This window comes from Kitasatospora phosalacinea, from assembly GCF_000716545.1.
GTDB classification, from domain to species: Bacteria; Actinomycetota; Actinomycetes; order Streptomycetales; family Streptomycetaceae; genus Kitasatospora; species Kitasatospora phosalacinea.
The window spans coordinates 1-11137 of the sequence record NZ_JNWZ01000110.1; the positions used below are offsets into that span (position 1 = coordinate 1).

Here is an 11137-nt window from a genome sequence, read left to right on the forward strand (position 1 = left end):
TCCGGATCCCACCCGAAGAAGTCACCTGGAACACGTGCCCCACCCCGTTCACCACCACCGACGACACCTGACCCGCCTGCACGGCCAGACCCGAAGGCGCGTCGTCGACGATGTTCTTGTAGCGGTAGGCCTTGTAGTCGCCGTTGGGGTGGGAGTCGAAGTAGGCGGCGTTGATGGAGACGCCGGTGACGTGCTTCACGGGGGTGGAGCCGAAGGAGTAGTAGGAGAAGGTGGTGTGGGCGGCGTCGTCCCACTTCTCGAACAGGATGACGTGGTCGTAGAAGCTGTCGAGGATGTCGCCGGCCTTGAGGTCGCTGCGGGAGATCTCGGTGGTGTAGGCGCTGCCTGCGAGGCCCTGGGTGTTGGGGCCGTCGGCGAGGTGCCAGGCCATGTCCACGTAGCCGCCGCAGTCGGTGCGGTAGTAGCGGCCGGAGGAGTCCGGGTAGTAACCGCCCTGGTCGTAGGCGATGGACTTGCCCAGCCAGTACTGGGCGCGCTGGATGACCTCGCTGCGGGTGATCTGGCCGCCGACGGAGGACGCGGCCTGGGCGGTGGTGGCGGTGGCGACCGTGGCGGCGGTGGTGGCGATCGCACCGGAAGCGGCGATCGCGGCGGCCAGTGCGACGCGGACGAGCTTGGAGCTGCGGGCAGAAGGCATGGCGGAGTTCTCCTTGTGACGGGTTCGAAGAAGGTGAAGTGGCGCGGCGGTCGCGCGGAATGACTCGACTGGCGTTGGTGGACGGCTGTCCTGCAGGAACAGCGGTCGGTGCGCAGGGCGCGGGCAGCTCCTGCCGGGGCCGGGTGGCAGGGTGGCGGATCCTGCGGGGCCGGGTGAGCCGTGGTGGCGTGGTGTCAGTTGCGGGTTCGCGGGCGGCGGGTGGGCCGGTGGGCGGGGTTCAGCGGGCGTCCGGGGCCGGGGCGTGGTAGCGGCGGTTCAGCAGGGGCGAGTTGCGGTGGCCGCGGGTGAGCAGGGTGTGCGCGGTGTCGACGGAGGTGGAGGGGCCGTCGTCGGGGTGGCGGGTGAGGAGGTAGAGCAGGAGGTCGATCCGGTCGTCCTGGCTGCGGGCGGTGATGTGCTGGAGTGCGTCACCGGGCAGGGCGTGGGCCCACAGGATCCCGACGACCTCGCTCGCCTCCCGTGCCGGGACGGGGCCGGGCTCTCTGCGCCGCAGGCTGGCGTAGACGACGTCCAAGGGGGTGTCAGCCCCAGCCGAGGCTGCCGTCGGCCACGGTCGCGGTGTGGGCCGGGGCGTCGGAGGCGAGGGCGGTGACCGCGGCGGGGGCGGCGAACAGGGCGGTGAGGGCGAGGGCGGTGACCGCGGCGGCCTTGACCAGACGGGTGCGCATGTTCGTGGATCTCCTGAACGGTGGTGGCAGGTGGGTGGGTTCCGGTTCGGCGTCCCGCGGTTGGCGCCTGGCCCGGTTCGCCGCCCGGCTTGTCTCCCTGGCGGCGATCACCAGCTTCGCCTGCCGCGGAGCGCGCCGGAAGGCGTTCCGGGTGTCGCCAACCGGACTGTCCGGAAGCAGTCACGAATACATGTCCATGACAAGTCGGGGGCCGGAAAGCCCGTCTTTCCGGAGGAAGCGCACACCTGGCCCGGGAAGGAATTCGCCGGTCAAACCGGTCGAAGACGCCACCTGCGGGACGAAGTCGTCCTTGCGTGCGACTCCGGGCCGCTGGAATGATCCGTGAAGCTTCGTGCGCAACCGAGCGCACCGACCACACAATTCCCGGGGGGAACCATGCTGGAGGCACTCGGCCTGTCCGAACGGGCCTGCCAGGTCTACCAGGCCATGCTCGACCGTCCCGGCGACGACATCGACGCCCTCGCCGCGCACTGCTCGCTCACCCCCGGCCAGGTCCACGACAGCCTCGACGAACTCGGCACCCTGATGCTGGTGCGCGCCTCCGCCGAACACCCCGGCCGGATGCGCGCCGTCGACCCCTCCATCGGCCTGGCCGACATGGTCGCCCGCCAGGAGGCCGACCTCGCCGCCCGGCAGGCCGCCCTCGCCGCCTCCCGCGCCGCCGTCACCCGCATGGTCGCCGACCGCGCCGAACACCGCGCCGCCCACGGCGAACGCCTGCTCGGCATCGACGCCATCCAGCACCGCCTGGAACGAATGGGCCGCGACGCCACCCGCGAGGTCCTCAGCAGCCAGCCGGGCGTCCAACGCCCCGAGGACTTCGAGGCTTCCCGCCCCGCCGACAGCGAGGCCCTCGCCCGCCGCGTCACCATCCGCACCCTCTACCAGGACGCCAACCGCCACCACCCCCACGCCGCCCACTACGCCCACTGGCTGCTCGGCCAGGGCGGCGAGGTCCGCACCGCCCCCACCGTCCCCCAACGCGTCGTCATCGTCGACCGCACCCAGGCCCTGGTGCCCATCGACCCCGACGACACCCGCAAAGGCGCCCTGCACGTCACCGAACCCGGCATCCTCACCGCCCTGCTCGACCTCTACGAACAGGCCTGGAACACCGCCGTCCCCCTCGGCGCCACCACCCCCGACGACCCCGCCACCGGACTCACCCCCACCGAACGCGAACTGCTGCGCCTGCTCGGAGGCGGCCTCACCGACGACACCACCGGCCAGCGCCTGGGCATCTCCGCCCGCACCGTCGGCCGCCACATGGCCTCCATCATGGAACGCCTCGGCGCCAGCAGCCGCTTCGAAGCCGGCATCAAAGCAGCCCAACAAGGCTGGCTCTGACCTGATCGACACACTCGGCCCCACCCAGCGGGGAACACCCGCAGCAAGCTTGCGGCAGCGGGTGCGCCACTGGCCGGCCCGAACGATCCATCAGCGCCCTGGCCTTGCGGGCGGCCCCGGCACGCCTGCGGCGCCAGGGGCGCAACGGGAGCGGCCGGTCGCAGGAGCCGCCGCGAGGAGGGCGGTGGACCTTGCGACCGGTTCAGGGGTCTGCTGCGAGGCTGGGCGGGTGGCGAGGATCTTCTCGTAGGAGATCAGGGCGTTTTCGGCGTGAGCACGGATGCTGTCCCACGCCTGGGCGTAGTCGGTGATCAACTCGGATGATCTGCTGGAGCCAGTGCTCGGCTTCGCGGAGTTCGCCGACCGCAGTGTGGTGGAGGTAGGGCTGAAGACGGCGGTGACGTCCGTGCTGGCCGGGTCGCCGGTGCCCCGGCAGTGGTTTGGCCAGGCTCCGGGAGCGGCCGTCGGCCGCGGCGCGGCGGCACGAGCCCGCGTAGCAGGAGCCGGTCTCCGGCGAAGCGCGGGGGCCGTCCCGGGCGTACTTGACGGGCAGCACGGTGGCCTGCGGGAGCGGCTCCGACAGGTCTCGCGGCGGCCGGGCGGGCGGTGGTGTGCGGGGCGCCGGTCCGCACCGCGGGGTGGCGGCGCGGCGCCGCGTCACGGTCCGGGTGGTCGGGCCGGGTCGTCCGCGTCGTCCAGTGCGCGCAGGCTGTGTTCCCCGCGGCGGCGGCGTTCCGGGAGGGATTGTTCCCACCAGGGGGTGCCCCGCTCGCCCAGGCCGAGCTTGGCGAGCTGTACCCGGGCGCGGGCGGCCTGCTCCGCTTCCCGGTCGTCGTCGATCCGGGCGAGTGCGCGGCGGGCCGTCATCAGGTGGTGGGTCAGCCGGTCCCGGGCCTCGTCCGGCACCTCGGGATCCGTCGCCCGCCAGTGCCGGCCGCCGATCACGACGTAGTGGCCGTCAGGGGTGTGTTCGACCTGCTCGTTCCTGGTCATCCCGCCATGGTCGCGTACCGGATGGCCGGGGGCGCGTCAGTTCGTCCCGGCGGGGTATTCGCAGGCCGTCACCGGACCGGCCGGCGTGCCGGCCGGATTCGAACTCAAGGAGCGACATGGCCACTTCGTCGGCGCGGCGGCTGCGGGAGAGCGCGCGGGAGGTCTTCGGTTGGGAGCGGTTGCGGCCGGAACAGCTGCTGGCGATGGAAGCGGTGATGGAACGGCGCGACACCCTGGTGGTGATGCCCACCGGAGCCGGCAAGTCGGCGGTGTACCAGGTGCCCGGGCTGCTGATACCCGGCCCGACGGTCGTGGTCTCCCCGTTGATCGCCCTCCAGCGCGACCAGGTGCAGGGCCTGCTGCGCCGGGCGGGGACGGACGCCGCCGCGGTCAACTCGACGCAGAACAGCCGGGAGAACGCGGCGGTGTGGGACCGGATCAGCGAGGGGGACGTCGACTTCCTCTTCCTGGCTCCCGAGCAGCTCGCCAAGGACGAGGTGGTCGAGCAGCTCGCCGCCGCCGGACCGGCGCTGTTCGTCGTGGACGAGGCCCAGTGCGTGTCCTGCTGGGGCCATGACTTCCGGCCCGACTACCTGCGGCTCGGGCAGGTCATCGACCGGATCGGCCGGCCGCCGGTGCTGGCCCTGACGGCGAGCGCCGCCGCGCCGGTGCGGGCCGACATCGTCGCCCGGCTCGGCATGCGCGACGTGCGCGAGGTGGTCACCGGCTTCGACCGGCCCAACATCCACCTGGAGGTGGTGCCGTTCCGGGACGCGGCGGCGAAGAAGCGAGCGGTGGTCGAGCGGGCGGCGGCCGAGCCCAAGCCGGGGCTGGTGTACGCGGCCACCCGGCGGGAGGCGGAGGAGTACGCGGCGGAGCTCGGGCAGCTCGGCTTCGACGCGGCGGCCTACCACGCGGGCCTGCCCGCCGCGGAGCGCGCCGCCGTCCACGACCGTTTCCTGGCGGGCGGGTTGGACGTGGTGGTGGCGACGTCGGCGTTCGGGATGGGCATCGACAAGCCGGACGTGCGCTTCGTGCTGCACGCGTCCGTCCCCGGCTCGCTGGACGCCTACTACCAGGAGATCGGCCGGGCCGGGCGGGACGGCGAGGCGGCCCGGGCGATCCTCGCCTACCGGCCGCAGGACCTCGGCCTGCAGCGGTTCTTCACGGCGGGCCGCCCGGACCCGGACACCGTCACCCGGGTGGCGAGCACCCTGGCGGACCACGACGGGCCGGTCCACCCCGGCGACCTGCGGGCCGAGACCCGGCTGACGGCGAGCCGGCTGACCGCCGTGGTCAACCTGCTGGAGCAGGTCGGCGCGGTGACCACCACCGGGGAGGGCGACCTGGCGCCCACCGGTGGCGCCGACCCGGCGGACGCCGCCCGGCAGGCGGTCGAACTCGGCGACGCGCACCAGCAGTTGGAGCGTTCCCGGGTGGACATGATGCGCGGCTACGCGGAGACCGCCGGTTGTCGGCGCCGCTTCCTGCTGGGGTACTTCGGCCAGCCCCCGCAGGCGTCCGACACCGACTCCTGCGGCTCCTGCGACCGCTGCGAGGCGGCCGAACCCTCCCGGCAGGGGCCGATGGGCGGCCCCGCCGTCCTGGCGGGCACCGGCGGCCCGCTGCCCGGGCCGTCCGCCCCGGGCGACGGCCCGGCCGGGGGTCCGGCCGGGGGTCCGGCCGACCCGGCCGGGGACCGGCACCCGTTCGGGCCGGGCGCGCTGGTGCGGCACGAGCACTGGGGCGAGGGCGCGGTGATGAGCGAGGAGGACCGCCACCTGACGGTCCTGTTCGACAGCGTCGGCTACCGCACCCTGTCGCTGGACGTGGTGCGCGAGAACAACCTGCTCACCGTCCGCTGACCGGGCGGACGGCGGGCGGTTCGGGGCCGGGCGGGGGTTGGGCGGGAGCCGGGCGGGGGTTGGGCGGGAGCCGGGCGGGGGTTGGCGGTGCTCTCCCGATCCGGCTCCGGCCGGAGGTCGGTGGAAGTCCGGTCATCGGCGCGGGTGCAGGGCCGTGTCGCGGCCGGGGGTGCCGTCAGGACCCACCGTCCCTGGTGTTCGCCGGGCCGCCCGGGGGCGCTGTCACCTGATCGGCGGGGGGCCGCGGTCCGGTCGGCATTGACGTGGGGGGCGGGGGTAGCAGGGGGCTGCTGGGATGCAGGTGGTGAGAAGAGAGGGGGCCGTCATGGCCGGAGGTATCTGGGACTACGAGAACGCCACGGGGTACGCCACGGGTGTCGATCTGACGGGGTATCGGGTGGAGGCGACGGACGGCCGCGTCGGGAAGGTCGACGCACACAGCGAGGAGGTGGGCGACGCCTACCTGGTGGTCGACACCGGCTTGTGGATCTTCGGGCGGACGGTGATCGTCCCGGCCGGTACCGTGAACCGGATCGACCACGAGGACAAGTCGGTGTGGCTGGACCTGACGACGGAGCAGATCAAGGCCTCGCCCGAGTTCGACTCCGCCACGCACGAGGACGCGGACGGCCACCGGCGCATCGTCGCCTCCTACTACCAGGGCATCGTCTGAACCCGGGCCCGACCCGGGCGACGACCCGGGTGCTCGGGTCGTAGCGCCGAGCGGACCCGTCCCGGTCTTCCGGCCCCTGCCCGGGCCGGGGCGTCCCGGGCGGGGCGGGTCCGCCGACCGGGCGGGCGGGCGGGGCCGGGACGGCGTGCATCGCCTCGCGGATCGCGGGTACGCGCCTGCGGATCGTGCCCCGTCTGCGTGGTGTGGTCGGTCATCCGACAACGGAGAATGGCATGCACTCGACAGTAGAAGAAACCGGCACTGCGGGGCTGTTCGCGCAGAGGTACCGGATCGAGGGTCTGCTGGGCCAGGGCGGCGGCGCCCGGGTGCTGCGGGCGGTGGACCTCCGGCTCGGCCGCGAGGTCGCGTTGAAGGTGCTGCACTCCGGCGCCGGGGAGGACTTCGCCCGCCGGTTCGTCGCCGAGGCGCGGACGCTGGCCCGGCTGCGGCACCGCGGCCTGGTCGAGGTCTACGACTACGGCCACGCGGACGGGCGCCCCTACCTGGTCCTGGAACTCGTGGACGGCCCGACGCTGGCCGACGCGTTGCGCGCCTCGGCGATGTCCGTCCCCGCCACGGTCCGGCTCGGCCGGGAACTGGCCCGTACGCTCGCGTTCGTCCACGCTCGCGGCGTCGTCCACCGCGACGTCAAACCGTCCAACGTGCTGATCGACGCCTCGGGGTCGCCCCGGCTGGCGGACTTCGGCATCGCGCGCTCGCCCCTGGACGGGGACGCCGATGCGACCCGGACCGGCCTGGTCGTCGGCACCCCCGCCTACCTGGCACCGGAGCAGATCCGCGGCGAGGGCGCCCGCTCGGCCGCCGACGTCTACGCCCTGGGGCTGGTCCTGATCGAATGCCTCACCGGGCAGCGCGTGTACCCGGGCGGCCCCCTCGAGGCGGCCGTGGCCCGGCTGCTGCACTCCCCCGAGCTCCCCCACGGCATCCCCGCCCGGCTCGCCCGGACCCTGCGCGCGATGACCCGCACGGACCCCGGGAGCCGCCCGTCCGCCGGGCAGTGCGCGGACCTGCTCGACCCGGGGCGGCCCGGGCGGCCGGTGGACGGGACGCACCCGGGCGGGTGGAGCGGACGGCGCAAGCGGGTGGCCCTCTCCGTGGGAACGGCCTGCCTGCTGCTCGCCGGCGGGGCCGGGAGCGTGGCCTTCGGCACGGACGAGCGGCAGGAGCCCCCCGTCCAGCAGCAGCCCGCAGCCGTCTCCACCCCGACCCCGAGCACCCCGGCCACCCCGGCCGCCCCGGCGCCCGCGCCTTCCGGCGCGGACGCCACCGGGAACGCCACCGGGACCGGGAGCGGCACCGGGAGCGGCACCGGGACCGGGACCGCGCCGACGCCGGGGACGGCCGACCGCGCCGAACCCGAGGCCACCACGCCGGCCCGAGCGGCGGACGAGCCCCGTGACAACGGCCGGCAGAAGGAGGGGAAGGGCCCGAAACCGCCCCAGAAGAAGCAGAAGTAAGAAGCCGCGCAGATAGGCAGCTGGCCACGGCCGGCGTGGGGCGTGCATCCCAGCGGCGGGTGGTGCAGGCGCGGCGGATCAGGCCGCGGACGGTGATGATCGTGTCGTCGAAGCCTTCTTACGGCAGAGGGCTACCGGGTGGCAGGCCGGAAACCCCGACATGGTGACGCGGTGCGAGGGGGCAGCGCGAGGACCTGCCCGGTCCAGCGGGAGGTACCGCCGTCGCGTCAGAATCGCTCGGCAGATGTCCAGCCCTGCCGGTGGAGCCGTTCGAAGCCGTCCAGCAGGAGGTCCAGGGCGAACTCGAACTCGAACTGGTCGTCACAGCCCTGGCCCACGACCGATTCGCCGTCGTGCGGCCGAGCCAGCACGATCTCGACGATGTGTGGGTACCGGGCGGCCATCTCGCCGAGCAGGGCCGCGAGCGCCTGGGGGTCGGCGTCGGCCGGAGCCGGCCCCGGCGAGGCCGGGAACAGTTCCTGGGTGAACCCCCACACGCGGCTGCCCAGAGCGTGCATCGCGTGGTGGGTGAGGTCGGCGGACAGGCCGCCGGCCCGGAACATGCCGATGATCGAGTTCAGGTAGTCGAGTACACCGGGGGTGGGGCTGGTTCGGGACTCGATGACGCGCGAGGCCCAGGAGTGGCGCAGGAGCGCTCGTCGTGCCGAGAGGACGCGGCGGCGGATCGCGCTCTTCCAGTCCGCGTCGCCGGCCGGGGGATCGATCTCGCCGACAATGACATCCACCATGCCGTCGAGGAGCTGCTTCTTGTTGGCCACGTGCTTGTAGAGCGCCATCGGCACGACGTCCAGCTCGTGCGCCAGGCTGCGCATGCTCAGCGCCTCGATGCCGGCGCGGTCGGCGAGTGCGACGGCGGCACGCAGCACACGATCCCGGTTGAGGGGCGTCCGGCGCGCCGGTTCTGTCTGCTGGGTCATCTGCTGACTGCCTCCCGTTCGACCGGTCGTCGCCGATCCCCCATTGACAGGTGTACGCGGTACACCATACTTTGACGACCGCCGGTGTACGCCGTACACCTTTACGGCGCGACCACATCACCCAAGGAGTCCCGGTGGCCTCACCGAGAAAGCTCGCGACAGCGGCGGGCGTGTGCTACCTCGTCACCCACGTCACCTCGATCGGCGGGCTCATCCTGTACGGCCCGGTGCTGCACGACGCCGACTACATCGCCGGTCACGGCGCGGACACCAGGGTGCTCCTGGGCGCCCTGTTCGAGGTGGTCCTCGCCATCGCGATCGTCGGCACCGCGTTCACCCTGTTCCCCGTCGCCCGGCGGCACAGCGAAGGCCTCGCCGTCGGTTACGTCGGCCTTCGCACCCTGGAGGCCGCCGTCATCACCACCGGCATCGTCAGCCTTCTCGCGGTCGTGACGCTGCGTCAGCATCCTCCGCAGGGGGCGGACCCGGCCTCACTCCTCACCACGGGTCGAGCGCTGGTCGCGGTCCATGACTGGACGTTCCTGCTCGGGCCCAACTTCGTCTGCGGAGCCAACACGGTGGTCATGGCGTACCTCATGTACCGCTCGCAGCTCGTGCCGCGCTTCATCGCCGTGCTGGGGCTGGTCGGCGGCCCGCTGATTTTCGCTTCCGCGATCGCCGAGCTGTTCGGCCTCTACCAGCAGGCCTCCGGGGTGGGGGCGCTCACCGCGATACCGGTGTTCGCCTGGGAGCTGACCTTGGCCATCTGGCTCATCACCAGGGGATTCAAGCCGTCTGTCGGCGCGATCGACGCCACCGCCGCCTCGCCGGCAGGCAGTGAGCGCCGCTGACGGCACGGCCCGAAGCCAAGGCTCCCGCCAACCCGGCCCCGTGCGCGGGCAGGGCCTCTCCCCTGATGGCATGACATCGGCCTGCGCAGACAGGCGGCGGGCACGGCCGGATTGGCCGACGGGACAGGCACAGGTCCTGTGATCATGGAGTTGCGACGCCCTGTGATCACTGAGGAGACCTGTGCCTGTGCTGCCATCGTGGCTGACCGAGCCACTCTGGGACCGATTCGCCGCCCTGCTGCCGCAGCGGCCCCAGTTCGATGCGGCCCACCCGCTGGGCTGCCACCCGCGCCGGATCAGCGACCGGATCGTCTTCGACAAGCCGCTGCAAGTCCTTCGGTTCGGCTGCTCGTACGAGGCGATCGCGGACTCCAGCTGCTCGGCCAGCACGATCCGCAACCGCCGCGACGAGTGGATACAGCTCGGGCTGTTCACCCGCCTGAAGCAGAGCGCGCTGGACGCCTACGACCGCATCGTCGGTCTCGTCCTCGAGCAGATCGCCATCGACGGCGCCGTCACCAAGGCCCCCGGCGGCGGTGAAGCGGCCGGACGCTCACCGGTCGACCGGGGCAAGCAGGGCATGAAACGCCCGGGCATGACCGACGGCTACGGCATCCCGCTCGGCCGCGTCCTGGCCGGCGCCAACCGCCACGACTCACCACTCCTGGCCCCAACTCTCGACCTGCTGGCTGAACTTGGGCCACTACCCGACGAGATCACCGTGCACCTCGACGCGGGCTGTGACTCGGCCAGGTCTCGCACCCTGCTCGACGAGCGGGGTCTGCGTGGCCGCATCGCCCACAAGGGAACCAAGGCACCGGCCCAGGCCACTCAGCGGTGGCATGTCGAGCGCGCTCACGCCCGGCAGAACGCCTTCCACCGGCTCGCGCGGTGCTACGAACGGCGGATCAGCGTCATCGAAGCCTTCTTCGACCTCGCCGACACGACCATCACCGTCCGTAGCCCGATCCGCTACGCCTGGACCACCCACCGCCGGGATACACGCCCCCGCCGCCGGACATGACTGGCACCTATTTGCGCACGCCCTAAGCAGCTGCGGGCAGGCACCCGGGCAACGGCTCGGTCCGGTAGCCGCAGCCCGCCGTACCGGGCGAGGGGAAGGGCCCGGCCGGGGCGCCGGCCCACGCGCCGCCTGCCGGGCGGCGAGCGGGCCGGGTGCGGGGGTGACGCTTCTCAGTGGACGCAGAACTCGTTGCCGGCCGGGTCCCGCAGCACCGTCCAGGTGAGGCCGGGGACGCTGTGTTCGCCGATGACGGTGGCGCCCAGGGCGACCAGTCGTTTCACCTCCTGGGCCAAACCCGTGCCGGGCGGGGCGGCGAAGTCGACGTGCACGCGGTTCTTGCCCCGGCGTTCTTCGGCCACGCGCTGGAAGCCCAGGGCCAGGGGCTCGGCTCTGACGATGACGAAGTCACCGTGGTCCTGGGCGATCTCACCGCCCAGCGCGGTGGCCCACCACCGGGCCAGTTCCTGCGGTCGCGCGCAGTCCATCGTGATCATCACTGCTGCCAGACTCATGATCGTCACCCTAGCCGCGGGCACCGACAGCCGGGGGCCGACGGGGTGTCAGGTCGCGAGTGGGGGCGGGGTGGTCGCGGGCGGGGGC

Annotated in this window: 11 protein-coding genes and 1 pseudogene; 6 read left to right on the forward strand and 6 right to left on the reverse strand. The window is 73.0% G+C overall.

Features of this window, described 5'->3' with window-relative positions; all coding sequences use genetic code 11:
• From OO48_RS32845 to OO48_RS38720, 3 genes and pseudogenes are all read right to left on the reverse strand, one after another.
• Window positions 1-658: pseudogene (locus OO48_RS32845) on the reverse strand (hypothetical protein); the annotation flags it as partial.
• Between the two features lie 238 nt (window positions 659-896).
• Complete coding sequence (locus OO48_RS32850) at window positions 897-1193, reverse strand: hypothetical protein (RefSeq protein WP_033223043.1); 297 nt, start codon at window positions 1191-1193, stop codon at window positions 897-899.
• 7 nt (window positions 1194-1200) lie between these two features.
• Window positions 1201-1347: a hypothetical protein gene (locus OO48_RS38720; protein WP_157845601.1), complete on the reverse strand. Its 147-nt coding sequence runs from the start codon at window positions 1345-1347 to the stop codon at window positions 1201-1203.
• Window positions 1348-1743: 396 nt separating this feature from the next.
• Between OO48_RS38720 and OO48_RS32855 the strand changes: the two genes are divergently transcribed.
• Window positions 1744-2715, forward strand: a complete 972-nt coding sequence (locus OO48_RS32855) for a LuxR C-terminal-related transcriptional regulator (RefSeq protein ID WP_033223046.1) — start codon at window positions 1744-1746, stop codon at window positions 2713-2715.
• 657 nt (window positions 2716-3372) lie between these two features.
• Here the strand turns inward: OO48_RS32855 and OO48_RS32860 are convergent.
• Entirely contained in the window at window positions 3373-3708 is a 336-nt protein-coding gene (locus OO48_RS32860; RefSeq protein WP_033223047.1) for a hypothetical protein, read from the reverse strand.
• 116 nt (window positions 3709-3824) lie between these two features.
• Here OO48_RS32860 and OO48_RS32865 point away from each other — a divergent pair, with 116 nt between their 5' ends.
• From OO48_RS32865 to OO48_RS32875, 3 genes are all read left to right on the forward strand, one after another.
• The gene (locus tag OO48_RS32865) at window positions 3825-5573 is read left to right on the forward strand and encodes a RecQ family ATP-dependent DNA helicase (protein ID WP_033223049.1); all 1749 of its coding nucleotides are present in this window, start codon (window positions 3825-3827) and stop codon (window positions 5571-5573) included.
• Window positions 5574-5898: 325 nt separating this feature from the next.
• The gene (locus OO48_RS32870; protein ID WP_033223051.1) at window positions 5899-6246 is read left to right on the forward strand and encodes a hypothetical protein; all 348 of its coding nucleotides are present in this window, start codon (window positions 5899-5901) and stop codon (window positions 6244-6246) included.
• 233 nt (window positions 6247-6479) lie between these two features.
• Entirely contained in the window at window positions 6480-7724 is a 1245-nt protein-coding gene (locus OO48_RS32875; RefSeq protein ID WP_051733345.1) for a serine/threonine-protein kinase, read from the forward strand.
• Window positions 7725-7951: 227 nt separating this feature from the next.
• Here the strand turns inward: OO48_RS32875 and OO48_RS32880 are convergent, their stop codons facing one another.
• Complete coding sequence (locus OO48_RS32880; RefSeq protein ID WP_033223053.1) at window positions 7952-8662, reverse strand: TetR/AcrR family transcriptional regulator C-terminal domain-containing protein; 711 nt, start codon at window positions 8660-8662, stop codon at window positions 7952-7954.
• Between the two features lie 134 nt (window positions 8663-8796).
• Here OO48_RS32880 and OO48_RS32885 point away from each other — a divergent pair, with 134 nt between their 5' ends.
• Window positions 8797-9513: a DUF4386 domain-containing protein gene (locus OO48_RS32885; protein WP_033223054.1), complete on the forward strand. Its 717-nt coding sequence runs from the start codon at window positions 8797-8799 to the stop codon at window positions 9511-9513.
• 181 nt (window positions 9514-9694) lie between these two features.
• Window positions 9695-10537 carry an IS5 family transposase gene (locus OO48_RS32890; RefSeq protein WP_033223056.1) on the forward strand — a complete coding sequence of 281 codons (843 nt, stop codon included), beginning with the start codon at window positions 9695-9697 and terminating at the stop codon, window positions 10535-10537.
• 170 nt (window positions 10538-10707) lie between these two features.
• Here the strand turns inward: OO48_RS32890 and OO48_RS32895 are convergent, their stop codons facing one another.
• Window positions 10708-11049, reverse strand: a complete 342-nt coding sequence (locus OO48_RS32895; protein ID WP_033223058.1) for a VOC family protein — start codon at window positions 11047-11049, stop codon at window positions 10708-10710.
• Between the last annotated feature and the right edge of the window lie 88 nt (window positions 11050-11137).

What these genes read in the sequence shown, in the direction of transcription:
- OO48_RS38720 (WP_157845601.1), bottom strand. Translation starts at nt 1,347, where the DNA reads ATGCGCACCCGTCTGGTCAAGGCCGCCGCGGTCACCGCCCTCGCCCTC.
- OO48_RS32855 (WP_033223046.1), top strand. Translation starts at nt 1,744, where the DNA reads ATGCTGGAGGCACTCGGCCTGTCCGAACGGGCCTGCCAGGTCTACCAG.
- OO48_RS32860 (WP_033223047.1), bottom strand. Translation starts at nt 3,708, where the DNA reads ATGACCAGGAACGAGCAGGTCGAACACACCCCTGACGGCCACTACGTC.
- OO48_RS32865 (WP_033223049.1), top strand. Translation starts at nt 3,825, where the DNA reads ATGGCCACTTCGTCGGCGCGGCGGCTGCGGGAGAGCGCGCGGGAGGTC.
- OO48_RS32870 (WP_033223051.1), top strand. Translation starts at nt 5,899, where the DNA reads ATGGCCGGAGGTATCTGGGACTACGAGAACGCCACGGGGTACGCCACG.
- OO48_RS32875 (WP_051733345.1), top strand. Translation starts at nt 6,480, where the DNA reads ATGCACTCGACAGTAGAAGAAACCGGCACTGCGGGGCTGTTCGCGCAG.
- OO48_RS32880 (WP_033223053.1), bottom strand. Translation starts at nt 8,662, where the DNA reads ATGACCCAGCAGACAGAACCGGCGCGCCGGACGCCCCTCAACCGGGAT.
- OO48_RS32895 (WP_033223058.1), bottom strand. Translation starts at nt 11,049, where the DNA reads ATGAGTCTGGCAGCAGTGATGATCACGATGGACTGCGCGCGACCGCAG.